Raw genomic sequence first — 25064 nt, forward strand, 5'->3', positions numbered from 1 at the left:
TTGCTAGTACTTAATCCATTTTAGAATTTCTTTACAGGTAGGCTTTTTGCCATACATCAATATTCCCACACGGTAGATTTTTGAGCCAAACCATACCGTAAAAATAAATGAGCCTACTAAAATGCTCACAGACAATGCCAACTGCCACCAGGGCACCCCAAATGGAATACGCATCAACATCACAATAGGCGATGTAAGCGGAATCATGGAAAAAGCCGTAGCGATAGAGCCGTCAGGATTTTCGATTACCGCAAAAAAGCCAACGTAAATAGCCAGCATTAAAGGCATTATGATAGGGAGCATAAATTGCTGCGTATCGGTCTCGCTGTCAACTGCAGCACCAATAGCAGCATAAATCGAACTGTACAGAAAATACCCGCCGATAAAGTAGATCAAAAAGAAAAAGGCCAGTTTGAGTAAGGGAAGATTTAGAATGTCTAAAACTATAAGCTCAATTTTATCCATATTGGTGACCGACATATTCCCAACAGCCGATTGATTTTCCAGCGGATTTAAATCCAGATACAAGGCCAGAAATAGCAGGAGTCCGCCACCTATGAGCAGCCAGATAACGAATTGCGTGATTCCCGCCAGGGTGGTACCCATTATTTTTCCCATCATCAGCTTAAAAGGTTTTACAGAAGAAATAATCACCTCGATGATGCGATTGGTTTTCTCTTCGATAACCGAACGCATCACCATATTTCCGTAGATAATTATAAACATCATCAACAGATAACCTGCTCCACCACCGGCACCGGCTTTGATCCAGCTTGATATTTTTGAAGTGCGTTCTCCTTTAAAATCTTCAATACTCACCGAGATGGTTGTCTGGGATTCATCGATAAGATCAAGATCTACCCCGCGATCTAAAAGTTTCTCGTTTGTAAGTTTGGTTTCAATTTGCTCTTCAATACCTTCCAAAACAGCTATTGCCGGAGCTTCATTCCCGTAAAAACGAACCCCGCTTGTATTGTTTTTTATGTTTTGAGGAATGTAAAGCAAGCCGAAGTAATTCTGATCTTCTACCTGATCTTTTGCCACTGCGATTCCGGCAGGAGAAAGGTCCAGAAAATCAATATCCTCGGTACTTTCAAATTCTTTATAAAACAGTCCGCTTTCATCAACCACTACAATGGTTTGTTTGCCGGCCTGATTGAGTTGCGTGAGATAGGTGATTAGCATGATCATACCCACGACGATTAACGGACTCAAAAAAGTCATCACAATAAATGAACGGTTACTCACCCGCGCCTTATATTCCCTCTTTATAATTAAGCCTAAAGCTCCCATCAGTTTGCGTTTACGGTTTGAATAAAAATATCATCTACGGTAGGTATCACTTCTACGAAATGGTTGATCAAACCTTTACCGGTAAGGTAATTGAGTAAATCATTAGGCGTCTGATTTTCCGAGATTTTCACTTTAAGTTTAAGGTCGTACTCATTAATTGTTTTAAAACGAGCGGTATTGATTTCCCAATACCCGGAAAGTTCATTCATTAAATCTGCATGCAGTCTGTCACGACTTTCGGCCGTGTCATCAGCAGTTTCTATACCTATCTCATAGGTGTTGGTACGAAACTCGCGCTTTATATCTACCAGTTTACCGTCTAACACCTTATTGCTTTTGTGCATCAATGCAATGTGATCGCACATTTGTTCTACAGACTCCATACGATGGGTAGAAAACAGAATGGTTGCGCCATCCTCGCGAAGCTGAAGGATCTCGTCTTTGATCAGGCTTGCATTAATAGGGTCAAAACCGCTGAAGGGTTCATCAAAAATGAGGAGTTTCGGGCGGTGCAGCACCGTAACTATAAATTGCACCTTTTGCGCCTGTCCTTTTGATAGTTCCTGAATTTTTCGGTTCCACCAGTCCATCATACCCAAACGCTCAAACCAGTATCTGCTTCGTTTCCCGGCTTCTTCCTTGCTTAATCCCTTCAGTCTTGCCAGATAGATCACCTGCTCGCCAACTTTCATCGATTTATACAGGCCGCGCTCTTCGGGCATATAACCTATATTGATGATGTGTTTTTGGCTTAACGGCTCCCCATCCAGATAAACCTTCCCCTGATCTGGCATGGTAATCTGATTAATGATGCGTATCAATGTGGTTTTACCGGCACCATTAGGCCCCAAAAGTCCAAAAATACTGCCTTTGGGTACGACTATAGAGAGATCATTAAGGGCGGTATAGTCACCGTATTGTTTCTTTATGTGTTCAGCAACTAAAAGGTCTGTCATCGAAACTTGAGATCAAAATAAGATAAAATGGAGTTAGGACTGCAAGTCCATAACAGGTAATTCCTGATTTTATTTTGGACTTTTACGTATAAGAAATCCAGGTCAAAGATATTGAAAAGCAAACAGCCTAAGGGCTAGTTAAGAATTATTTATAAGGAAGTAGTTTTACGATGGGTCTAAAAACCGGGATTGCAAAAGCATTGACTATAAGCGGTTTTAAGAAGCTGCAAGAGCTCAGACAGCCCTGTTTTCGGGATTTGAAATAGCCCTAAAACAAAAACCCACCCTTAACGTAAATTAAGGATGGGAAAAAAATTGCTATGAAAAAGAAAAATATCACTAACTAGTGATTAGTGATGTTCAAATATACACATTTTTCTTAATAAGGTCTTAAATTCTAAGAAAACATGTCTTTTACTTTTTCAAAAAAGGATTTATCCTCCCGTTGGGGCTGTGGTGAGAAGCGCTCGTCATCGAGCATATTCTCAAAAAATTCGCGCTGTTCCTTGTTGAGATTTTTCGGTGTCCACACATTTACGTGAACCAAAAGATCGCCTCTTCCGTAACCATTTATCGACGGAATTCCTTTACTGCGCAAACGCAGAATTTTTCCGCTTTGCGTACCTTCTTCTATTTTGATGCGTACTTTACCTCCTACTGTATCAATCTCCTTGCTGGTACCCAAAATAGCTTCGGGCACGCTGATGTACAGATCGTAATGCAGATTATCGCCTTCACGGCTAAGCGTCTCGTGCTCGGCTTCTTCAATCACCACCAGCAAATCTCCCGGAATGCCATTGTTGCCGGGCGCCTCATTACCTTTCCCGGTCACTTTAAGCTGCATCCCGTCTACAACACCTGCTGGGATTTTGATTGAAACGGTTTCTTCTTCCGTTTTCATTCCCTGAGCATCGGCATCAGCAGCTTTAGACTCTATGATCTGACCGCTACCGCCACAAGTGGTACAGGGTGAAGCTGTTTGCATACGGCCCAGGATGGTATTGGTCACACGTGTAACCTGCCCACTACCGTTACAGGTGGTACAGGTTTTAAATTTTGTACCGGAAGCCTGCTTTTTACGCTTAACTTTTATCTTTTTCTCGGCGCCATTTGCGATTTCGTCTAAAGTAAGTTTTACACGAATGCGCAGGTTACTTCCTTTGGTTCTGCGCTGACCGCCGAAGCCGCCGCCAAAACCGCCAAAGCCACCTCCGCCGCCAAAGGCACTGCCAAAAATGTCGCCAAACTGGCTGAAGATGTCATCCATATTCATGCCGCCGCCGCCAAAACCGCCACCTTCAAATGCCTGATGGCCATACTGGTCGTAACGCGCACGCTTGTTCTCATCACCCAGAATCTCATAGGCTTCTGCGGCCTTTTTGAACATTTCTTCAGCTTTATCATCTCCCGGATTTTTATCAGGGTGATATTCTATCGCCTTCTTGCGGTACGCTTTTTTAATTTCTGCCGCTGTGGCATTTTTGCTAATTCCCAATATGTCGTAATAATCTTCTTTCATCCCTCTATCTGCTTCTTAAAACTTAAATTCTTTTTCTCAACCCGCTGCTTACTGTCCTACAACTACTTTAGGATAGCGTATGATTTTATCTCCCAGCTGGTAGCCTTTTTCAACCACGTCAACAACCTTACCTTTAAGATCATCTTTGGGTGCAGGAATTTGAGTGATCGCCTCGTGAATCTCGGCATCAAACACATCTCCTGCCTTTACTTCCATTTGCTTAAGCCCTTTTGCTTTAAGGGTTTCGCGCAGTTTATTGCTGATTAGATCAACTCCCTTTTTCAGGTTTTTGTCTTTAGCCTTTTCAATCTCAACCATAGCGCGGTCAAAATCATCAAGTACCGGAAGCATAGCCTGCATCACTTCCTGACCGGCAGTTTTAAACATTTCAATACGTTCTTTCCCGGTGCGGCGTTTGTAATTTTCAAAATCTGCAAAAAGGCGTAAAAATTTATCTTTCTCTTTTTCCAGTTCTTCTTTGTAACGCTTCAATTCGTCAGCTTCGCTTTCCTGCTGATCTGTTTCGCCCTGAGCTTCCTGCTCTTCTGCCTGCGTCTCAACCGTCTGATTATCGTCGTGTTCGTTTATAATCTCTTCTTTATTTTCTGAACTCATGGTATCGTCTTTACTTCAAATTTCTTTAAGGGAGGCAAAAGTACTGCCATTAATACAAAAATGTCAAAATGTCACCGCAATTATTTTATAGATTATTTAAGAAGAACTCCCTGCTATTCTGTTAATTTTACGCCTTAATTAACACTTAAAAAAACATCATAATGAAAATTAAATTATTAAGTCTTTTTACTCTGGCTGTGCTGTTTACAGCTGTAGTTTCTTGTAAAAATGAGGCTAAAAATGAAACAGAAGCTGCTGAGGCCGAAGCCGCTGCAGAAGTATCTACTGAAGCTGCTAAATATATGGTAGATAAAAATGAATCTGAGATCGCATGGGAAGGTGCAAAACCAACCGGAACTCACACAGGTACTGTAAAATTAGAATCAGGTGTTGTGCGTCTTGAAGACAGTGTAATTAGCGGAAGCTTTTTGATCGATATGACTTCTATTCTGGTAACTGACCTTGAAGGAGACCAAAAAGCAAGTCTTGAAGATCACTTAAAAGGTACTGTTGAAGGTAAAGAAGGAGATTTCTTTAATGTACAAAAGTTCCCAACTGCTGCATTTGAAATCACCGGTGTTACTGAAAAAGACGGTAAGAAAATGATGTCTGGTAACCTTACGCTTAAAGAAACCAAGAAAAACATCGAATTTCCTGTAATGTACGAAGTAGCCGGCAACACTATGACTTTAAAGTCTGAGCCTTTTACTATTGATCGTACCGAGTGGGGTGTAAACTACGGTTCCAAGTCTGTTTTTGACAACTTAGGTGACAAGTTTATCAACGATGAGATTCAATTAGAATTTAAGATTGTTGCTACTCAACAAATGTAATACTCTAATACCCAATCAGAAAAGCTGCCTCAACGGGCAGCTTTTTTTGTTTGGAGTCTTTTAGCCCAATAAATTCTTCAGAGCCTGATTGAGTTGGGTAAATTTAAAGTCGTAAACCGATTCAATCTTAGCGGCGGAAACCTTTTGACTTTCTAAAACAATAGCCGCCATCTCCCCCAGCAACAACTTTAATGCAAAAGCAGGAACTTTAGGGACTATTAAGGGCTTATTTAAAATCTGAGCTGCCTCGCGGGTAAGGGTTTCATTGGTAACCGGATGTGGAGCTACTGCATTGTAGACACCTTCCAGCTTATTCTCAATTAGTGTTTTAAAGATACCCGCAAGATCTGCCACGTGAATCCAGGATTGCCATTGCTTCCCATCTCCCAGGGGCGCTCCTACATACATTTTTATAGGTTTGATCAACTGTTCAAGCGCTCCGCCCTTTTCGGCAAGAACAACACCTACCCGTACTTTTGCAACCCGAATTCCTAAACTTTTAAAATGGTCTGCCGAAGCTTCCCATTCCTCCACAACCTTTCCTAAGAAACCCGGATTGTATTCAGGATAAGACTCAGTGTAAATTTCGGTTCTTGAGGAAGGATAGGCCCCAATTGCACTTGCAGAAATAAGATGGCTAACCTGGTTTTCATGTGTTTTTAAGGTTTCCAGCAGCATCGCAGCAGTTTCGGTACGGCTGTTAAGAATAGTTTTTTTATAATCGTCTGTCCAGCGCTCTGCAATGCTTGCTCCTGCCAGATGAACTATTGTGGTCACGCCCTCCAGACAGGCGGGATCTATTTCACGGGTTTGGGTGTTCCAGTAAAACCCCTTGTAATTGGGTTGATTTTCGATTTTATCCTTACTGGTAGTCAGGTAATGCACGGCATGCTTTGCCTGATGGAGCTGCTGTGTAAGATGCTGCCCTATGAGTCCGGTGGCACCGGTGATTAAAATGTTCATGAAGTAATTTTTCTCTAAGTTAGCATTAAGCGCAGGTCTTACTAACATTTTTTAAATAGCTTTAACAGCCTTTAAAAGTTATATTTATGAAGTACGGCTTTGCTTAAAAAGAGATTGACTTAACTTGCAACGCAATAACAGATTCACGTATCGTATGAAAAATCTGCTGCTGGCTATTCTTTCCGGATTAGTACTTGCCCTGGGCTGGCCCACATACGGCTTTCCCGGACTTTTGTTTTTTGGGTTTATCCCCTTACTCTGGGCTACCGAAAGGCTGCTGCAATCAGAATCATCCCGCCCGGTATTAAAAATATTTGGGCTGGCCTATTTGTCTTTTTTTATCTTCAATATCATCACAACCTGGTGGCTCTACAATTCAACGCCTTTTGGAATGTGGTTTGCCGTGCTGGCAAACGCCCTGCTGATGACTGGTGTATGGCTGTTGTATGTACGTGTTCGCAAGCGATTTGCACGCCATCTAAGTCTTGTCTTTCTCGCTGCAACCTGGATGCTTTTTGAGTTTATGCATCTTAACTGGGAATTTGCGTGGCCCTGGTTAAATCTGGGAAATGGTTTTGCCGACTATACCCGTTGGATTCAATGGTACGAATACACGGGAACTTTTGGGGGAACGCTTTGGGTCTGGGTTGTAAATGCCTTTTTATTTAGTGCAGGTTTTCATTTTGCTGAAACGCATAACCGAAAAAAATTCTTCAACAAACTCGTACTTGCCACCTTATTAATTTTGATCCCCATCGGGATAGGGCAGGCTATGTTTTATACCTATACCGAAGCAGATAATCCTGTAGAGATCGTCCTGCTTCAGCCCAACATTGATCCCTATACCGAAAAGTATAACACCACAAACGAGCGCATTGCTGATCTGCTGTTTAGCATCGCAGACACAACACTTACTCAAAATACCGATTTTTTAATTGCTCCCGAGACGGTGCTGGCCGAAGGCGCAGGAGTAAACCTTCGGGATTTTGAATACAGCCCTGAGCGATCCCGGGCTTCTGAATACCTGTCTCAATATCCAAACCTCAACTATCTGACTGGCATCCAATTTTTCAGACTTTATGAAAACGAAAAAGACATTTTGCCCACGACCAACTTTATGGGCTATAACCGAATAGGAAATCCCATCTATGCAGATTTTTTCAATTCGGCTTTTATGCTGAATCGCTTAGATTCCACACAAATTTATCATAAGAGTAAGCTGGTCGTAGGCGTTGAAAACTTTCCGTACCAAAGCATTTTAAAGCCCCTTCTTGGCGATGTAATGATCGATCTGGGCGGAACGGTATCTATGAAAACCACTCAGGAAAACCGGGGTGTTTTCAAGGGTGCAGAGGGGCTTCAGGTGGGACCGGTGATTTGTTACGAGTCGGTTTTTGGCGAATTTGTAACAGGCTATGTAGCGGAAGGTGCTCAGTTTTTAGCCATTATCACAAACGATGCCTGGTGGGGTGATACTCAGGGTCACAAACAGCATTTGAATTATGCCCGTCTGCGGGCCATCGAAACCCGGCGTAGTATCGCGCGAAGCGCAAACACCGGGATTTCTGCCTTTATTGACCAGAAAGGAACAATTACCAAAACACTGGGTTACGAGTTGCAGGGAAGCTTAAAAGGAACGCTTAATGCTAATAACGGCCTTACCTTTTACGTGCGTTATGGCGATTATCTGGCTCGCGGGGCAGGGCTTATTGCAGTGGTTCTGTTGATCTGGTCGTTTTTTAAAAAACCTCAAAAACCACTTACTGACCGCGGTAATAAATAACCGTACTAATGGTTTTGAGCAGAATATTCAGGTCCAGAAAGAACGACCGGTGCTTGATGTAGTAAAGGTCGTACTGTAATTTTTCGAGCGTATCATCTACAGACTCTGCATAACGCCCGCGCACCTGGGCCCAACCGGTTAATCCCGGCTTAACCACATGGCGTATTTCGTAGAATGGAATTTCCGCAGAAAGCTTTTTCACAAAAATGGGACGTTCGGGTCTGGGGCCAATAAGACTCATTTCGCCTTTAAGAATATTGATGCACTGAGGGATTTCGTCCAGACGGGTATTCCGTAAAAATTTCCCGAAAGGTGTAATGCGCTTATCTTCTTTTGAGGCCCATTGCGCCCCGGCATCTTCGGCATTGACAACCATGGTTCGAAATTTAATAATTTCGAAAACCTTTCCATTCATCCCCACGCGCTTCTGACGGTATAATAAAGGACCGCGATTGCCCAAAACATTTCCGACTAAAATAAGCGGAAGTAAAAGAATGGTCAATGAAAGCACCAGTATTGCGAAGATCGCGTTGAAAAAACTACTGATAAAAAGATAAAAACGATTTTTATTACTTCGGCTAAACGGGAAGTATTTGTAGAAATCGCGTTCTACGTGCTGTACCGGTACGCGATGCGTGATCTCTTCGTAAACCTGTGTGTACTCGCGTATGGGAAAGCCCTCCTCAAGCAGTTTGATCAATTGGTTATACAGCTCTACGCTCACGCCTTTAGAAGTACTGGAAACCACAATCTCAGAAACGGAATACCGTTTTATTGCCTTCACTAAATCCTTAACCTCGATTGGTTTTAACCTTCGGTCAAAATTTAAAGCCTTAATCTCATCAGTATTTACAAAGCCAATTACCCTGTAATTGGGGTCTGCCTTGTGCAGGTTTTCTGCAATGAGGTTGATATCAAAGCTATTCCCCACTAAAACGATACGTTTATTAAAACGAGGTGCCGAAATCAGACTGATATACGCGTATCTCCAGATCAGCAAACCACCGATGATTGCCAGGAAGAAAATAACAATCTGCAGGCGGTTTTCAGGGAGAACCGGAGTAAAAAACGGCGTAAGAATAAAGAACAGAACGGTTGAACTTACTGCAAGAACACCATTCTTAAGGGTACTTTGAAATGAGGCTGCTTTTTGCAAATCATAAAGTTCAAAAATTGCAGCAAAAACAAAATAGTAAAGAATAAGAAGTAAGGCCCAGGTCCACCGCGTGGCAGACAGGTTGAAGTAATCAAAGTTGAAAAATTTTGAAACCAGACCTAACGTAAGAAAGATGAAGAGTACATCAAACAAACGCAATAAGATCTTACGCTCTGAAATTTCAAAATGGATTTTAGGGATCCAATTCATTTAGGGATGAGCTTTGCCGCAAATATAACTTATTTCAGGTCAAAAGCTTATGCCACATTGATTTTACATGTTCCCAGCTGTATTCTTCAACCCGTTCCCGTGCATTAGAAATTATCTTTTCGACTAAAGAAGGCCGGGTCATAATTTGCATAACGGCGTCGTGTAGCTGCTCGAGCGAATCGTCATCGTATAAGAGTCCTGTTATCTCATCCTGAATTAAATAGGGAATACCCCCCACTTTTGTGGAAACAACCGGCAGGCCTAAAGCCATTGCCTCAATAACACTCACCGGGGTATTATCGTAATGGGTTGTATTTAAAAACAGATTGTGATCTGCTGAAAGGGATATCCATTGGGCTTTAGACAATTTTCCGGTAAATACAACCGGAAGCTTTTGCGCTAACACATAGCTTCGGCATCGCTCTAAACTCCCGTCTTTATCGGGCCCTACCATAGTTAGACCGGTCATCGGGTAATCTTTAAGCAATCTTTCGACCAGCTTTAGTGCCAGCATCGGATTATAAATTTCTGCAAACGAGCGTACCCAAAGTAGATTGGGCGCAGTGTAGCTACGTTTTCCCGTGTACGGATAATCTGCAAGATCAATACTGTTTGGAATCACTTCGACATTGAAAAAACCCGCCTTCTCAAAAGCTTCCTTCAAATACCGGGAAGGGGCTATATTTTTATGACTCTGCCCAAATAGGAAACGGGCAGATTTAGGACTTCTGGAAAGGCGTTTGGGTAAATCGCCCCCGTGCAAAATGGGAATGTATTTCAGATCAACCAGATTACATAATCGTGCTGCAGTGTACGCAAACCAGAAATACTGCGTGCTGTAGGTGTCTAAAAGCACATAATCTACCTGCTTACGATAGGTTAAGATCATTTGTACCATTTGGGCAAAGCGCAGGAGCTTAGCCTTTTTTGTCCCGGCATATAACAAGTCGTATCCCTCCTGCTCCAGCAGCGGTCCCAGCGTGTCAATGTTTGTAGGGGTAAAACCCTTATGCGCTAATTTGTTTCCCAGGTAGAGTATTCTTCTTTTCATGTACAACGTTTAACAGGGAAAGTGCGTAGATAAAGGCTGGTGCAGCCACACGCATGGAAGAGTGATTTATGGTCAAAAACCAAAAACCTAAAAACGAATAAAACAGATAATTTTTTCGGTTACCGATACGGTAAAAAAGCGGTGTAACAATCAAAATAATTAACGCGATAAGTCCAAACACGCCGTGCTCAGACAACAACCTGCTGATTTCATTATGGGAAGCTGCAAGTATATCTAATTTTTCTTCCCGGTATTCTTTGGTTTTACCGACACCGATCCCCATTATAGGATTGTTAACAAAAAAGGTCAATTCGGAAGTTATAAGTTCCTGCCTGCCCGTAGAGAGATCCTCTTTAATACGACCCGCAGCATCTTTATTGGCATAGCGTAAATCAATGAGCCCCATTGTACGTGCAGAAGAGATCAGCCAGGTCATTGCGATTGCCCCGCCTATAACCATCAGGTAAAAAGAAATTGCGCTTTTTTTTCGTGCCGGAACCCCCTGGAAATAGATCACTATAAAAGCGATGCTTATTAATGCTGCAGTGAGCACCCCTCCCCGAGAAAAGGTTATAATCGCCCTATAGGTGAGAAACATCAGCAAGCCCAAATTGAGAAAGAACAGGAGCTTATTCTTACTGTTTACAAAAATTTGCACCACCAGTGCAAACATACCAATTCCCAAAGCGGTTGCTACCTGATTGGGACCATAACCTCCGGACAATGCGAAATTTGACTGTGTGCCATTTAAAACTTCACGCGTATCCGGAGTGTAAAAGAATAAATAAATTCCCAGAGAAAGTACCGGCATTAAGAGGCACCAGACCAGATAATGCAATTGCATTTTTGAAATACGCCGATCGTAACAATACAAAGCTGCAATCCCAAGACAGAAAGGTCCGCTTAAATTAAAGATGATTGCCTTACGTACATTGGTGTCAAAATTAAGTGTTGAAGCTGCGTAAATGACTCCGGGAATCAGAAGCAACAAATACAACCAATACGGTGCGGATTTACGGGAGGTTCCGCTGAAAAATAAGCCTAACAGAATAAAACAAATAACCGAATATTTACCGGCTTCCCAGGGGATGATGCTACCCCCGGTCATCCTGAAAAATACCTCCCCGGCAGTCATATAGGCAGCAGCGAGAAGCGCCTGATTTTGTTTGTTTCCCGATTGAAAAACCCAGAGTACAAAAAACACAATGGAGCCTAAAAAATAGAAAAGGCCTAAAAACCGAAACAAATAAATAGCAAAACCGATCCCGATGTGCAATGCCACGAGCTGCAGGTATAATTTGTTATGGTTTTTAAATAATTTCAACATATTTTGAAACGACCTCCTGAATCACTGCTTGTTCCCCGTATTCCAAAAGAATCCGATCTCTTAATTTTTCAGGGCCTTCCTGAATATGGGTTTTCTCCAAACGGGATTCTATAATAGCCTGAGCAAATACCACAGGATTCTTAGCAGGAACCAACCTCCCAAAATCCCCTAGTACTGCTCTGCACTGCCCCACATCTGTGGCGATTACCGGTATTCCTGCCTGGCCGTATTCGAGTAGGGCCAAAGGTAAGCCTTCCGAATCTGAAGATAGAACGCCTATATCAAAATGCGGTAAAATGGCAGACATTTTTAAGTAGGTCCCGTGATAAAAAACGCTTTTTGAGAAGGGCTCTGCTTCTATACGCTCAACAAGAGATTTTGCATAAAGACTATCGGGTACAGATCCAAAAAGGTGTAAGGTGTAAGCCGAATCCTGTCCCAAAACCAGTTTAAAAGCATCTAAAAGCAGATGATGATTTTTTTGAGGCCTTAAATTGGCCACACAAACCACGCGTTTTCCCTTAGCTCCGGAAATCTTAAAGTCTGCATCAAAGGGTAAAGCTTCCGCTATAAAATTTTTAATGTAGAAGGCTTTTTTAACTTTCAGCTTTTCTATCGACCAGTTTTTGAGTTTTTCATTAACTGCAAAAATCCCGTCAATATACGACCGCATCAGTTTTAACCCGGTTGCTTTTCGCGCTGCTAAAAACTCACTTTTGCCGTAGTGATCGTGCCAGATCAACTTAAGACCGGGAGTCATTATCTTAACTAAAACACCAATAAAAATACTGCTTCCATGCGCCTGAACTATTTCAATTCTATGCTTTTGAATAAAACGCTTCAGCCGTAATACAGCTAAAATATCCAATGTACGCTTTCGCTCCAGATACAAATACTGGACTTCGGGATCGATCAAAGTCTTTAAATCACCTTCTTTCCGCGTGACACAAAGGGCGGAAACCGCTATGCGTTTATGCAGGGCATTCGCATAATTTACCGCCATACGTTCAGCGCCGCCAATTTCCAAACTATCTATAAGTTGCAGGATGCGCACGCTAAAACAGTTTTTTGATTTCAGCGTCAAAGCGCTCTAAAGTATAGTTTCGAGACCAGGTTGCCGCTTCGGCAGCCATAGTTTTAAGCTTAGGTTTATCAAGTAGATGTTCCTGAACCTTTTGGGCATCGCTATCTAAATCAACCTGTAAAAGCACGCCGCGTTTTCCGGAATCCAGCATCCAGGGCACACAGGAAACCGAAGTAGCGATAGGAATCACGCCCCACCACATCGCCTCGGCTACTACCTTGGGCCAGCCCTCACTTTTTGAGGGTAAAATCAAAAAATGACTCTTGGTGTAGGCTTCTTTAACGGCTTCTGAAGGCTGATTTCCGTGTAAAAACAATTGGCGTTCTACCTTTAATTCCTTAGCCGCTTTATTCAACTTTTCGCGTTTCGGCCCTTCCCCATACACATGCAATTCTGAAGGAAATCCACGTTCGATTAATTCGGCTACCAATGCTAAAGCGTAAATGGGTTGCTTGCCGGGCGAAAGGCTTCCTACAAAAAGGAAACGCAAGGGTAAATCGTACTTGCGTTTGGGAATTTCGGCTTTGTCTTTTTCACTGTAAGAGGCTGTAAAAAAGGCTTTGACATTGGGTGTCTGATTCGGCCATTCCCCATAAACCAGCACCTGCATATTTTTGGTCAAAACGGTATTACTCAATATCCATTTCTGAAAACGGTAGCTCCATGGCTGCCTTGCACCGGGTTTCCAGTTGCCGGCGTATTTTGCTGTTTTGGGTTTATGTGGAAAGAAAATCTGAACCAATGCCCCCAGCAAACCCATATTACCCGGACAACGCAAATGGATGTGATCTGCCTCCTGCATGGTTTTATAAATAACTTTTAGAATTGACGGAAGCAGGATTAAAGTCTTCAACATGGATTGTAATCCGAGCACATCAAAATCAGGAACCCGTTTAAAATCGAGCTTCTTCGCACGATATAACAAATCAATAGCTCCCGGTTTTTCTGAACTGAATGTACCCACGACCAGAACCTCATCTACGTGCTGAAACCACAGATTCATCTCCCGCACGTAAGGAGCGTAGGAATAGTAATCCCCGTTTTCCCTGAAATGCTTAATATGGGTAATTACAGCAAATTTCACCGATGTTGGGGCTTGTTAAACAGTAAACTCCACCAACCCACGACCCTGCCGGTTGCTTCGTTAAACGCTCCCTTTTTGTCGGAAGCGGTCAGTACATTGCTGTACCGGATCAAGGTAAGCAGCAATGCTGTGGCATTCCATTTAAAACGGGCTTTAAGACCGGGGTTGGGGTATTTTACGCGCCACACATACCAGCCGTTACGGATCACCATTTTGCCGTATTTGTAAAGATTAGGTCTTCCGGCGGGGTCGTGATGATGCTCCAGACGAGCAGCAGTACACATCACATTTTTGCCGTATTTTAAAGCTCGCAGGCAATAATCTGCGTCTTCATAAAGTCCGTACCCATCAAAATACAGACTGAATTTTTCAGCCTCAATTATCTTACGGCGAAAATTCATAGCCATTCCGATTAATAAATCTACCTCGTAATTTTTTCCGGTTAAGGGATAGCCATAGGTTCTGCCATGAGAAAAGTCGGGCATAATTCCCGGAAGATCGGGTGATTGCAAGCCCAGCTTATTCCGCAGATAAAAACGCTGCGATTCACTGCGTTCAAAGCCTTCCAATACATAGACTTTATCTGTTGAGCTTTTGCGGTCTGAGGGTTTCCAAAGGTTTTCATTAGTTGCCACTCCACCAACACCCACGATATCGGGATTAGATTTAAAAGCCCCGAGCACCGCCTCAAAATAATCGGGTTCTAAAACCACATCATCATCCAGAAAGCAAACTATTTCGGCTTGAGGATTTAGCTTCTCAATCCCAAAATTCCGCTGTCGGGTAAGTCCGCGATCTTTATCCTCAACTTTATAGTAGCTTAGGTTTTTAAAGTTTTGCTGCGAAAGACTCTCCCTGGTTTTATCATCCCGGGAACCATCGATGATTAAAATTTCATCCGGATAAAGACTTTGCACGGCTACTGAAGCTAAAAGCCTGTTTAAGGCTTCGGCACGCTGGTAGGTACAGACAATAAGTGAAAACATCATTTCGTATTCAAAAGTTTTTTGGCCCAAAATAAACTCACCTCCCACCGCTTCTGCATCAACCGAATATAGGAAAACGGATTTTTAATCTGCTGCAGCCGGTAAAATTTAAGAAACAACAGCGTTTTATAACCCTGAACCTGTGCAGGTGTTGCGTGTTTGAGTATAGAAGCCAAAACCGTTGGGGCAGGTTTGGGCGCAGGGTTTTCAGTATCCCAGGGCTTTTCAACCGGTTTTCTAAAACCACCCGAAAGAGCCTTTAAATGAATCAGTTTTAAAAATGGATTATATAATATATCAACGCCGGTTTTTCGCAATTGCATCCCAAAATCAGCATCTTCACCAAAACCGTGTTCCAGCGCCAAATCAAAACGTATGTTTTCTAAAGCCGAGGCTTTTACAAAACTGCAACCCGAACCAAATGCAGGCCATTGAATCACCGTCTTTTCGACTTCTGTTTCGCCTTCCTGAAGACAGCTCACCGTAAAAGCCTGAGGATCTTCAGTCTGAATAAACGCATCAGCCTTTTGTAAAAAATCACTCGGAATTCGCAAATCATCATCAGCCAGAAAAACCCAGTCTGCCTCAACCTGATCTAAAGCCAGATTGCGCGCATTGCAGGCTCCGGTTTGATGGGTAAAGGTATGTCTGATTTGAAAAGGCCAGCTTTGGGTTTGTAAATAATCGAGTTCTGAAACCGAAGCTGTATCGGGATTTTGCTCAATAAGGATTAGGCTTTTGGGTAACAGAAGCTGTTCTGTAAGATCTGTAAGGGTTTGTTTTAAAACCTCTTTGCGGCCCAGCGTGGGGATAATAAGATCAAACTGGATCTTCGGCTTCACGTTCTTTTGATCTGAAGGGCTCACTTCAAAGTGAGGGATATCTCTTTGCGGAATAGATTTAATCAGAAAGGATTTCGCAAGCTGAAACAGATTGAGCTTTTTACGATACAACAAAAGTTGCAGGGCAAACAGGATCAGCCATTTTTTCCCCATTAGGGTCGCAATTGCGGTGTAGGTTGCTTTCGTATTTTTTGAGAAGGAAAGGGTACTTTCTGAGGAACTCCTGATCAGTCGCGGCTCACTATATACCCGTAAGCCTTTCGACATCCCGGTTTTTGCCAGTATGCACAGAAACAAATCGAAATTTGAATGTACAGGAATGTATTCCTTAAAGTGCAATAGTTTTTTACAGCTTATCAACCCCACCGCACTGCTCATCAGCCAGGTGGGATATTTTACGCCGGGCTGAATTCTAAAAAAAACACTCTGATCTACAAATCCCATTTCTTCAGCAATTACCAAAGGTCGATTTGCAGCATAACTCCACATTTCAGATTCTCTTGAAAAATTTTCAATGAATTCAAGATTCAGGCTGGGTTCTACCTCTTCGTGAAACCATAGCAGAATCTCATCCGGAAAGGTTTCGGCTAAAAGAAAACAAGCGGCACTCACCGCTTGATTTTTAAATTCGAGTTCCAGAGGCTGCCCGTCTTTTAAGACAGCGACAGGCGTTTTACCATTATGTTTTAAGAAAATCAAGCTTTTACGACACCTTTATAAAACTCCAGGTTCTGCTTAACCACAACTGCCGTTGCAAAATGTTGAACAACCTGTTTGCGGGCACGAGCTCCCATTTTACTTCTTAATTCCTCGTCATCAAGTAGTTTGAGAACGGCATCGGCGTATTTCCCATGATTTTTGGGGTCAACGGTATATCCGGTTTCACCATCTAGCATTACCTCCTTTGCCCAACCAATATCAGAAGTAACCAGCGCTTTTTCCAGCGCCATGGCTTCAATCCAGGTCATCGGTAAGGCTTCTGCAAAACTGGGCAGGACAACCACAGCCGCTTTGGCAATTTCTTCCTGTACCAACTCATAAGCCAGTAATCCCTTAAACTCGATGTGTTTACGAAATTCCGGTTTTACCAATTCCCTAAAAAGTTCCTGAGTAGATCTGCCTGTAAAAACGTCCCTGACATCATTCCCGGCAAGAATGAGCCGGGCTTCGGGATTCTGTTCAAAAATACGATTGGAGATTTCGGCCAGTTCCAAAACACCTTTTTTTCGGATTATACTTCCGTAATACAATATACGATTGGGAACCTCCGGAGTTTGAACCGGCTTAAACTGAGCTACATCAATCGAATTGGGAATCACCTGAATTTCCCTTTTCAGTCCAAAAATTTCTTTTGTCAGTTTTGCCGTAAAAGCGCTTACCGCAAGAATATGATCGGCATTTTTAAGCGCCTGCTTTTCAAACCAGCGGTTTTTGGGTTTTTGTTTTCGGTTATCCAAATGGCAAAAATAGCCGTCGCTTCCGTTACAACGAATGACCAGAGGACATTTAAAGCGCATCAAAGCGGTGATCCCGGTCCAGTCCGGCGCCTCTAGAATGTCTATTTTATGTAATAGAATCTCCCGATTGACATAGCGCTGTAAAAACCTGCGGTGCAAATACCAGCCTGCGAATGTATACTTCCGCTTTGCGAGGCTGCGAATTTTGATTCCCTGATCTTCAAATTCCCGGTCTTCCGCCTGACTGTACACAAAAACCGTAACGCGTTCCCCGGCCTCAACCAGACTTGATGCCAGGTTTTTGATACTGGTTCCCAGACCGCCACTTCGGTTAAACGCAGTGTGGGGATACTCAGGAGTTAAAAAAGCGATGTGCATCAGTCCAGTAAATTTATATGTTCAGCGACCATACGGTCTAGCGTGTATTCCTTTTCAATTAAAACCGAAGTGTCTTCAGTTATTTTTCGATCTCCACGTACTACTTCTTCAATAATGGTTGCAAGGGCCTGTTTATCCTTTGGTTGGACTAAAAATCCGTTTTCATCCTCCTTGATAATCTCAGGATTACCCCCAACTGTGGTGGTAATCACCGGTACATTTGCAGATAAACTCTCGAGGATAGAGAGACTGAAGCATTCCATATAAGTAGGTTGAATGAGATACTCGTACTCGGCCAGAATCTTCGGAATCTCTGAAGAACTGCCTTTAAATGTCAACAACTGATCAACCTCTTTATCTTTTGCCTGTTGCTTTAGGCCTTCTTCAAGCGGACCTTCGCCATAAATGGTGATGTGGAGTTTGTTTTGTAGATCGGGTTTCAACAGCGCCAGAGCATCTATCAAATCCTGCAAGCCTTTAGATTCCCGCAGATGGGAAACCACAACAAACTGAACCTTTCCTTCCTGATTAAGATTGTGATTTTCTCTCTTTTTAAAGACCGAAGTATCAATCCCGTTGTAAATCACTCCGGTTTTGCGGGCCACCACTTTGCCCAGATCTTTCACAATATGCCGGGCCGTATAACTGCTCACTCCTATAAACCGGTCTATAGCCTTATGATGCAAATAGCCTTTAAGACGGTTTTTCAACTGCTTTTTAAGCGGAAAACCATTTAAAGGACGTGGATTGTGATCTACGGCTATTAAATTTTTGATTCTTCCGGCGTGTTTGGCTTTTTTATAAAAAGGCGTACACAACTCGGTAAAATGGGTAACCAGAGCGGTATAGGTTTTTTCATTTTCCTGAAGGTAGTTGAGAAAAAAGGCTTCGACACTTGAATTTCCTTCCGCAGAAAAAACAGTAACACCTTCGTAAAATGTTTTATCCAAAATATCCGGAAAAAACCAGTCTACCTCATAGCCTTTGGCTTTCGCCGCGGTATCATAAGCCACAAAAAAGCGATCCATACCTCCTATTCTATCCTGGCGCAATACGTAATTGCAAACCACAGCTAATCTTTTGGTACTCATAAGGTGTTTTTTAAAGCCTGTACACAAGCCTGAGTGGTTTGGTCAAGGGGTTTACCCACCTGCATATCGATAAGCTTCCTGCGATTTTCCAGATGCAGATTGGGATTACGCAGGTATGCGTTTACGTTAGTATACAATTCTTCTGCATTTTTAGCGATTTTAACCGCACCACTTTTAACCACATTATCATAATGCTCATACTGCAAGAACCGCTGATCGTTGTAAAGTCCGTTAATACCGTTACCAAAAGCGGTATTAACAACCGGTTTTTCAAACAGCATAAAGTCGAGGCTCATGGTTGAAAGCATATTGACGTTCAGATGGCAAAACTTAAGAATGGCTTTAAGCATGCTCAGGTCTTCGCGTGTAGGTACCCGCTGAGACCAGGGCTCGGGATGCCCTTCCCGGGTGAGCTCCCATTTGGGATGATTCCATTTGATTTCAGGGTATTTGGTTATGGTTTCTGCGAAACGCCGCTCGTCTTCTGCCGGAGAGGTACGCACCAAAAGTTGGCACGAATCGATTGCTCCGGAACGGATGCCTTCAGCCAAAGTCGCGATCACCAGCGGATCGTTAGGGCCAATCGTGGCATCAGCGCAGCTGTAGCAAATAATTTTTTCATCCGGATTGAGACCAAAGGTTTCGTAGAACTCCGCTTTTGGAATATCAAATTGGGACAGCACATACGGCTCAAATTGCGGAGTCCCCACTATAGAAACCGCCTGCGGATTGGTATAGGGATAAAACCGAAGTAATTCGCTTTTCATCAAATCGCTCCAGACCAAAAAGTAGTCAAAAGTTGAAGCCATCCTCCCTTTTGAAGCAAGGTTGTCCCAACTGAAAATAAACGAGGCGGTAGGAATCTGTAGCTTTTTTGTCAAAAAAACCAGGGTAGCAATAAAGGGTGGTCGCTGATGCGTAAAGAACAAAATATCCGGTTTATGCTCCTTTAAAATTTTACCATATTTAGCTACGGTCGCGTCTCCTGCAAAGCTTTGCTCCTGCAACTTTTCGTACCGAAGGATATCCTTTTCGCTGTGAAAAACCGAACTTACTGTATAAACGATGCGAACTAAAAGAGCATGCGGGCTCCAGCTCCTGGCTTTGTTCATCTCGTAATTATCTGCAATTCCCGGATTGGATTTGTGTTGTTGCAGGTGTGCCACTTCTTTAAGTTTACGCCAAAACCAGTTCTTTTTGGTTTCGGTAAAAACCGGAAGGGCTACGATAGTAAATTTTGCTGCATCCAGTTCGGGATAGGCGGTATAAGGCAAACCTGAAAAAATGATAACTTTTTCGAAACCGGCTGCCGCCTCATCGAGAAATGTACTTAAAACGAAATTGCGAAAGCCAACGCCATCTGTAATTACAATTCCTAAGGTCTTTCGAGATTTCAAATTCAAAACTGGGGGTTAGAGGTTAGAGGTTAGAGGTTAGAGGTTAGAGGTTAGAGGTTAGAGGTTAGAGGTTAGAGGTTAGAGGAAAATATCGATTCTTCATCTCATTCTAGAATTCTAGTGTAAATTTTTACTTTTCACTTTAGAGATCCCTAAACTGCTTCTGATGATCTATTTGCCAAAAAGCTTCGGTTCTTAGGGCTTCCAGAAATCCGGAGGCAGCTGTTTTGGTACTTTTTGCTCCTTTTGGATTGACCTTTAGTGCTTTCGCGGAAGCGATACTTTTTAAAATAGCTGCTTTAGAATTATCCACGTGAATGATTCTGTCGGTTTGTAAGTCCCGGTTTTCCTGGCGCCTGCCCACATTTACCGTAGGAATACCCAGATAGGGAGCCTCGTGAATACCGGCGCTGCTGTTTCCTATTAAAAAAGCTGCGTTTTTGAGCAAGGTAATGAAATACTCAAACCGCAAGGACGGAAAAAGCCGGAATCGCGGATGCTCTTCAAATTGGCCATACGCCTTCAAAATAGCGGAAGAACCCAGGTCATTATTGGGATAGATCACCACGTAGTTTTGATCATCTTCCAATAGCGCCTGTACAAAATCACCTGCGTGCGTGGCAGTTTCCTGATGCGCGGTGGTTACCGAATGAAATAAGACTACCGCATAGTTTTCAAACGGAATGTCGTAATAGGCTTTTGCAGTTTCGAGATTGGGTAAGGTATCACTGAATAGCACATCTAAATCAGCCGAACCGATGTTAAAAATACTGCTCTCGAGTTCGCCCATTTGCAGCAAACGTTTGGCTGCCGTCTCGTGAGATACAAAATGAATATGACTCAATTTACTTACCGAATGCCGAATGAGTTCATCAACGGTGCCCGAAAGTTCGCCTCCTTCAATATGACCTACCAAAATATTATTTAAAGAACCCACAATTGCACCGGCCAGAGCTTCTACCCGGTCGCCGTGAACAATTATTAAATCAGGCTCGACTGTTTTGACAAAGGCTGAAAAACCTTTGATGGTCTTAGCAAGGGTAAGGTCCATTGTGGCTTCTGAGGTATGATTGGAAAAGCGGTGTATGTTATGCAAACCGGCCTTTTCGATCTCAATAACGGTTAGTCCATATTGCTCAAGCAGGTGCATACCCGTGGCAAAAATACAATACTCAAAATCGGACGCGTCGCTTACCGCCTGAATCAGGGATTTTAACTTCCCGAAATCTGCACGTGTACCGCTTAAGAAGGCAATTTTTCTCAAAGCAACCTGGATTTTAAAAGGAACTTTTCAGGAAAAAAACGGTATTCGGGAAAAGGCTCATTAAGCATTTCGACTTCCAAATTTGGATTAAAAACCACAGAGCAACCGCTTAAAATCGAGGCCGTTTTGATCAGTTTATCGCACCTGGCAAGAATGAGGCAATCAATTAGTGCTTCGCGGTTAACCTCGCGATGATTCTTTGCTGTAATGTGAATGGGTTTCTCGTTTTTAGAACGATTGATCGTTCTACATAAAATCTGGCTTTTTCCGAGTTCAAAGGTTATATAATCGATGAAATTATGATCATCACTAGCCAGAAAAAATTGAATGTTTTGAGATTCATTTTCAAGCTCGGAAAGCAAGACCTCTTTTACCAGTTCGTAAGAAACAGCAGGGGCCTCGGTAATTTTGTCTGTACCCCTATAGTGTACGCCTATCATACGCTTTGCTGTAAACTCAATTGCAGTGTAATTTTGTACAAATTCGGTAACTTCGGCATCCATTTCCAGATAGGTATTGAGCAGGTAATTGGCTCGTCCCAAAGTTAAAGCCGAATTGTAATTCCAGGCCCTGTTCAAATCCAGATCTTTAAAAGACCGCATAACCGCATAATGCAGGAAGAATGGCTTTTGAGAATCATTTTTAAATTTTACGAATTCTGAAAAGCTTTTTGATCCTATTCTTTTCGACGGATTTCTAAAAATTACAAAAGGTTTTAAACCCTCGGAGTCGCAATATTCAAGAATTTCAAGTAACCAAATAAAGTTTGCTCCAAAACCCATCTTGGAGAACACCTCAACGGCAAATATGCCATTAGATTTGTTTTTAAGGATAAGCTGTTGATTGCGCTGTAGGCGAAGGTTAAAATAGTAATCTATCACCCTTTGATATGCGGTATTCAGCCATCGTTTTATCGAACTCATTGAATATCGCTAAACTTGAGTTGAGCGTCTTCAGCAATAGCTCTTGATGCCTTTTTCCCTAAAATGTCTTCAAACTGTTCAGCTAAAATTTCGCCCGTTCCGGGGCGCTTTACCCAAATATTCGCTTCACTAAAAACCTCCCCTTTTTTAATGGGCGCGATGGTACAAACGGTTGCGAATGCGAAATCGATGGTGACCTGTTCCTCCTTTGCCGGAGTTTTTTCGCCCCCGCGCATAAGCCAGATTTCCTTACTCGACTGAATCAGTTCGGAGCAGGCTTCTTCATCCATACTGCAAACGATATCCGGTCCGGTACGCTGCATATGATCGGTAAAATGCCGCTCTAAAATAGACGCTCCTAAAGCTACTGCTCCCAAACAAGCGTTGTTGTTCAAGGTGTGATCTGATAAACCAAAAGGAACATCGGGAAAGGCCTGATGCAGTTGAGTCATCGCGCCCAAACGCACTAAATGAGTCGGGGTTGGATATAAATTGGTGGTGTGCAGCAAAGCGAAAGGTGTCCCGGCATCCTTAAAAATCTGTACAGCCTTAGAAACACTTTCAAGTGTATTCATCCCGGTGCTGAGAATAACCGGCTTACCAAAACCTGCGATGTGCTTAAGCAAGGGATAATTATTGCATTCACCCGAACCAATTTTATAGGCCGAAACATTCATAGCCTGAAGCCGGTTTGCGGCAGCGCGGGAAAAGGGTGTAGAGATAAATAGCATCCCCTTTTCTTCTACGTACTTTTTAAGCGCAATCTCATCGGCTTCATCAAGCGCGCAACGCTTCATAATTTCGTAAATAGAAACATCTGCATTCCCCGGAATCACTTTCTTTGCCGCACCGCTCATTTCATCTTCTACAATATGCGTCTGGTGTTTGACCACTTCAGCTCCTGCCCGGTGCGCAGCATCAACCAGTTCTTTGGCAACCTGTAACGAACCTTCGTGATTGATGCCTATTTCGGCGATGACAAGCGGCGGGTAATCTTGTCCTATTTTGCGGTTTTCGATTTGGATGTATGGGTTCAAGGGGATTTGTTATTTGTTATTGAACTTAAAAAAAAATATCGAGAAGTGTCACTTCGAGTCATTTTTGATAGCCTAAGTTCGAAAAAATTGTATCGAGAACCTTGTCCCTTCGAGTGTTTGATTGAGGCTACAAGCCGAAAGCAAATGTATCGAGAAGCGTCGAGAACTAAAAAAAATCGAATAAAGAAGACTTCTCGATACAAATTAAGTTTCGCTATCGCTACACTTAATTCACTCGAAGTGACAAGGTCGAAGTAACATTATTTAAATCGCTTTTTAGCCAAATTAGGTAATTTTTCATATTTTCCACCAATCAAGGCTTCCTTCTTTACCTGAGACCAACTTTTAATCTTCTTCTCAAACTCAATTGCTAAATCTGGTTCTGTAAATTCACAATAATAAACCAGTTCAATTGGCCTTCTGCTGAACGTGTAGGAATTTTTATACTTCCCGGATTGATGTTGTTCAATCCGCTCCCAAAGTTCAGACGTTATACCGGTATAATAGGTTTTATCCCGACACTTTAGAATATAAACACTATAAATTTCCAAGAATTAAGATTTGTTTGTCACTTCGAGTGATTTTTGAAAACCTGAGTTCGAAAAAATTGTATCGAGAAGTGTCACTTCAAGTGTTTTATTGACGCCAAAAGCCGAAAGCAAATGTATCGAGAAGTGACAAGGTCGAAGTGACAACCAGTAACATTATTTAAAGTGATTTAAATACAACTCGGCCTTTTTAAAATCGGCTTCCGTATCAATATCGATTTCGGCAAAAGGATGGTCAACAATCAGTGGATAGTTTTTTTCTCCCAGAAGTTTCCCCTGATCAAGTAAGGCTGTTTTAAAAATATAAAGCAATCCGTTTTCAAAAAACAAAGGCTCGAGATCCTGACTGCGCTGACCCATTTCATAATTGTAAGGTATAAATTGATGATTAGAAATGGTTCCTAATTTATGTTCATTTCGGGAAACGGTCATCAGGCTGTCGCAATCCTCTCGCTCAAAAACTGCAATAGCCTCTTTGAGAAGCCCTTCCGGTCTCAATGGATTTGTGGGCTGCAGTAAAATAACCGCCTCGTATTTTTTTTGCAATTGATCTACTGCGTGTTGCAAAGCTGTTACAACAGGTTCTTCATTACCCGCTAATGAATCGGGTCTTTCAATAACCTGTACTCCATTTTGAGTGGCAAAATCTAAAACAGCAGCATCGTTTGAAGTGACTACTATATCGCTCAAACCATTTTTCAAAGCGTATGCAATGCTATGACCAAGGAGCGGCTTATCTCCTAATTGCCGCATATTTTTTCCGGGAAGTCTTTGCGAACCGGCACGTGCGGGGATTAAAACTAAGTAATTTTTCATTTAAATAGCTTTTGACCTTTACCGGTAATCATCAAACTCGAAAGCCCTAAACTCACTTTACTCCAGTTTTTAAGTGTCTCAAAATTTAGAGATCCTAATTTTAACAGCGCTTTTAAAATGGATTTTGTTGTTTTTGAATCTTTATAAACAAAGGGGATCATTTTTCGTAATTCAATAGTATAAAATCTCCTGAGTGAGGGAGACAACCTGCCTTCTGACCGCAACCTTTTAATGAACGAAATCAGAGCACGAACTCGGGATCGCGTAATTTCAAAATTGCCATGCTTATATATTTTCTCTGAAATACTCGAACTGTGCTTTAGGTGTAAGCTTCCCTAGATTAGAACTGCTTAATTTTCCAAAACTTGTTTAAAATTATTGTTTTTCATTCTATTGGGGCTAGCCCCAATAGAATGAAGCTTTGCGTATTGCACCGGTGATATTTTACCCA

22 protein-coding genes are annotated in these 25064 nt (G+C 42.4%); 2 read left to right on the forward strand and 20 right to left on the reverse strand.

Annotated elements, in window-relative coordinates; all coding sequences use genetic code 11:
- Positions 1–3: 3 nt before the first annotated feature.
- The 4 genes from LLW17_RS17300 to LLW17_RS17315 form a co-directional block, all read right to left on the reverse strand.
- Positions 4–1293, reverse strand: coding sequence for an ABC transporter permease (locus LLW17_RS17300; RefSeq protein ID WP_228231546.1), 1290 nt, complete (start codon positions 1291–1293; stop codon positions 4–6).
- Positions 1293–2249, reverse strand: a complete 957-nt coding sequence (locus LLW17_RS17305; RefSeq protein ID WP_228231547.1) for an ABC transporter ATP-binding protein — start codon at positions 2247–2249, stop codon at positions 1293–1295. Before LLW17_RS17305 ends, LLW17_RS17300 begins: the two co-directional genes overlap by 1 nt.
- 397 nt (positions 2250–2646) lie before the next feature.
- Positions 2647–3768 carry a molecular chaperone DnaJ gene (dnaJ, locus tag LLW17_RS17310; RefSeq protein WP_228231548.1) on the reverse strand — a complete coding sequence of 374 codons (1122 nt, stop codon included), beginning with the start codon at positions 3766–3768 and terminating at the stop codon, positions 2647–2649.
- Positions 3769–3816: 48 nt separating this feature from the next.
- The gene (locus tag LLW17_RS17315) at positions 3817–4383 is read right to left on the reverse strand and encodes a nucleotide exchange factor GrpE (protein WP_228231549.1); all 567 of its coding nucleotides are present in this window, start codon (positions 4381–4383) and stop codon (positions 3817–3819) included.
- Between the two features lie 161 nt (positions 4384–4544).
- Between LLW17_RS17315 and LLW17_RS17320 the strand changes: the two genes are divergently transcribed.
- The gene (locus LLW17_RS17320; protein ID WP_228231550.1) at positions 4545–5216 is read left to right on the forward strand and encodes a YceI family protein; all 672 of its coding nucleotides are present in this window, start codon (positions 4545–4547) and stop codon (positions 5214–5216) included.
- Positions 5217–5276: 60 nt separating this feature from the next.
- Here the strand turns inward: LLW17_RS17320 and LLW17_RS17325 are convergent, their stop codons facing one another.
- Positions 5277–6179, reverse strand: coding sequence for a TIGR01777 family oxidoreductase (locus LLW17_RS17325; protein WP_228231551.1), 903 nt, complete (start codon positions 6177–6179; stop codon positions 5277–5279).
- Between the two features lie 154 nt (positions 6180–6333).
- On the opposite strand from LLW17_RS17325, the gene lnt reads away from it, so the two are divergent.
- Positions 6334–7962, forward strand: coding sequence for an apolipoprotein N-acyltransferase (gene lnt, locus LLW17_RS17330; RefSeq protein ID WP_228231552.1), 1629 nt, complete (start codon positions 6334–6336; stop codon positions 7960–7962).
- On the opposite strand, the gene LLW17_RS17335 is transcribed toward lnt, so the two are convergent.
- The 15 genes from LLW17_RS17335 to LLW17_RS17405 form a co-directional block, all read right to left on the reverse strand.
- Complete coding sequence (locus LLW17_RS17335; RefSeq protein ID WP_228231553.1) at positions 7940–9328, reverse strand: sugar transferase; 1389 nt, start codon at positions 9326–9328, stop codon at positions 7940–7942. The two genes, lnt and LLW17_RS17335, sit on opposite strands and share 23 nt — an antisense overlap.
- Positions 9329–9362: 34 nt before the next feature.
- Entirely contained in the window at positions 9363–10379 is a 1017-nt protein-coding gene (locus LLW17_RS17340; protein WP_228231554.1) for a glycosyltransferase family 4 protein, read from the reverse strand.
- Positions 10336–11706 carry an O-antigen ligase family protein gene (locus LLW17_RS17345; RefSeq protein WP_228231555.1) on the reverse strand — a complete coding sequence of 457 codons (1371 nt, stop codon included), beginning with the start codon at positions 11704–11706 and terminating at the stop codon, positions 10336–10338. Before LLW17_RS17345 ends, LLW17_RS17340 begins: the two co-directional genes overlap by 44 nt.
- Positions 11690–12760 carry a glycosyltransferase gene (locus LLW17_RS17350; RefSeq protein WP_228231556.1) on the reverse strand — a complete coding sequence of 357 codons (1071 nt, stop codon included), beginning with the start codon at positions 12758–12760 and terminating at the stop codon, positions 11690–11692. Before LLW17_RS17350 ends, LLW17_RS17345 begins: the two co-directional genes overlap by 17 nt.
- Before the next feature lies 1 nt (position 12761).
- Entirely contained in the window at positions 12762–13874 is a 1113-nt protein-coding gene (locus LLW17_RS17355) for a glycosyltransferase family 4 protein (protein ID WP_228231557.1), read from the reverse strand.
- Positions 13871–14863: a glycosyltransferase family 2 protein gene (locus LLW17_RS17360; protein WP_228231558.1), complete on the reverse strand. Its 993-nt coding sequence runs from the start codon at positions 14861–14863 to the stop codon at positions 13871–13873. Before LLW17_RS17360 ends, LLW17_RS17355 begins: the two co-directional genes overlap by 4 nt.
- Complete coding sequence (locus tag LLW17_RS17365) at positions 14860–16401, reverse strand: glycosyltransferase family 2 protein (protein ID WP_228231559.1); 1542 nt, start codon at positions 16399–16401, stop codon at positions 14860–14862. Before LLW17_RS17365 ends, LLW17_RS17360 begins: the two co-directional genes overlap by 4 nt.
- Positions 16398–17537, reverse strand: a complete 1140-nt coding sequence (locus LLW17_RS17370; protein ID WP_228231560.1) for a glycosyltransferase family 4 protein — start codon at positions 17535–17537, stop codon at positions 16398–16400. Before LLW17_RS17370 ends, LLW17_RS17365 begins: the two co-directional genes overlap by 4 nt.
- Entirely contained in the window at positions 17537–18628 is a 1092-nt protein-coding gene (locus LLW17_RS17375) for a glycosyltransferase family 4 protein (RefSeq protein WP_228231561.1), read from the reverse strand. The genes LLW17_RS17370 and LLW17_RS17375 overlap by 1 nt, the downstream gene beginning before the upstream one ends.
- Positions 18625–20031: a hypothetical protein gene (locus LLW17_RS17380; protein ID WP_228231562.1), complete on the reverse strand. Its 1407-nt coding sequence runs from the start codon at positions 20029–20031 to the stop codon at positions 18625–18627. Before LLW17_RS17380 ends, LLW17_RS17375 begins: the two co-directional genes overlap by 4 nt.
- 136 nt (positions 20032–20167) lie before the next feature.
- On the reverse strand, positions 20168–21289 hold the full coding sequence (gene neuC / locus LLW17_RS17385) for a UDP-N-acetylglucosamine 2-epimerase (RefSeq protein WP_228231563.1): 1122 nt from the start codon (positions 21287–21289) through the stop codon (positions 20168–20170).
- Positions 21286–22212, reverse strand: a complete 927-nt coding sequence (locus LLW17_RS17390) for an O-fucosyltransferase family protein (protein ID WP_228231564.1) — start codon at positions 22210–22212, stop codon at positions 21286–21288. Before LLW17_RS17390 ends, neuC begins: the two co-directional genes overlap by 4 nt.
- Positions 22209–23249: an N-acetylneuraminate synthase gene (gene neuB, locus LLW17_RS17395; protein ID WP_228231565.1), complete on the reverse strand. Its 1041-nt coding sequence runs from the start codon at positions 23247–23249 to the stop codon at positions 22209–22211. Before neuB ends, LLW17_RS17390 begins: the two co-directional genes overlap by 4 nt.
- A gap of 260 nt (positions 23250–23509) precedes the next feature.
- On the reverse strand, positions 23510–23800 hold the full coding sequence (locus LLW17_RS17400) for a GIY-YIG nuclease family protein (protein WP_228231566.1): 291 nt from the start codon (positions 23798–23800) through the stop codon (positions 23510–23512).
- Positions 23801–23953: 153 nt separating this feature from the next.
- The gene (locus LLW17_RS17405; protein ID WP_228231567.1) at positions 23954–24613 is read right to left on the reverse strand and encodes an acylneuraminate cytidylyltransferase family protein; all 660 of its coding nucleotides are present in this window, start codon (positions 24611–24613) and stop codon (positions 23954–23956) included.
- Positions 24614–25064 lie beyond the last annotated feature (451 nt).

It is taken from the genome of Leeuwenhoekiella parthenopeia, from assembly GCF_020782115.1.
GTDB lineage: Bacteria > Bacteroidota > Bacteroidia > Flavobacteriales > Flavobacteriaceae > Leeuwenhoekiella > Leeuwenhoekiella parthenopeia.

Excerpts from the sequence above, each read along its gene's own strand:
- LLW17_RS17320 (WP_228231550.1), top strand. The coding sequence starts at position 4,545 with ATGAAAATTAAATTATTAAGTCTTTTTACTCTGGCTGTGCTGTTTACA.
- LLW17_RS17370 (WP_228231560.1), bottom strand. The coding sequence starts at position 17,537 with ATGCACATCGCTTTTTTAACTCCTGAGTATCCCCACACTGCGTTTAAC.
- LLW17_RS17405 (WP_228231567.1), bottom strand. The coding sequence starts at position 24,613 with ATGAAAAATTACTTAGTTTTAATCCCCGCACGTGCCGGTTCGCAAAGA.
- LLW17_RS17340 (WP_228231554.1), bottom strand. The coding sequence starts at position 10,379 with ATGAAAAGAAGAATACTCTACCTGGGAAACAAATTAGCGCATAAGGGT.
- LLW17_RS17305 (WP_228231547.1), bottom strand. The coding sequence starts at position 2,249 with ATGACAGACCTTTTAGTTGCTGAACACATAAAGAAACAATACGGTGAC.
- LLW17_RS17345 (WP_228231555.1), bottom strand. The coding sequence starts at position 11,706 with ATGTTGAAATTATTTAAAAACCATAACAAATTATACCTGCAGCTCGTG.
- dnaJ (WP_228231548.1), bottom strand. The coding sequence starts at position 3,768 with ATGAAAGAAGATTATTACGACATATTGGGAATTAGCAAAAATGCCACA.
- LLW17_RS17315 (WP_228231549.1), bottom strand. The coding sequence starts at position 4,383 with ATGAGTTCAGAAAATAAAGAAGAGATTATAAACGAACACGACGATAAT.
- LLW17_RS17300 (WP_228231546.1), bottom strand. The coding sequence starts at position 1,293 with ATGGGAGCTTTAGGCTTAATTATAAAGAGGGAATATAAGGCGCGGGTG.
- LLW17_RS17390 (WP_228231564.1), bottom strand. The coding sequence starts at position 22,212 with ATGAGTTCGATAAAACGATGGCTGAATACCGCATATCAAAGGGTGATA.
- LLW17_RS17375 (WP_228231561.1), bottom strand. The coding sequence starts at position 18,628 with ATGAGTACCAAAAGATTAGCTGTGGTTTGCAATTACGTATTGCGCCAG.
- LLW17_RS17325 (WP_228231551.1), bottom strand. The coding sequence starts at position 6,179 with ATGAACATTTTAATCACCGGTGCCACCGGACTCATAGGGCAGCATCTT.
- LLW17_RS17335 (WP_228231553.1), bottom strand. The coding sequence starts at position 9,328 with ATGAATTGGATCCCTAAAATCCATTTTGAAATTTCAGAGCGTAAGATC.
- LLW17_RS17360 (WP_228231558.1), bottom strand. The coding sequence starts at position 14,863 with ATGATGTTTTCACTTATTGTCTGTACCTACCAGCGTGCCGAAGCCTTA.
- lnt (WP_228231552.1), top strand. The coding sequence starts at position 6,334 with ATGAAAAATCTGCTGCTGGCTATTCTTTCCGGATTAGTACTTGCCCTG.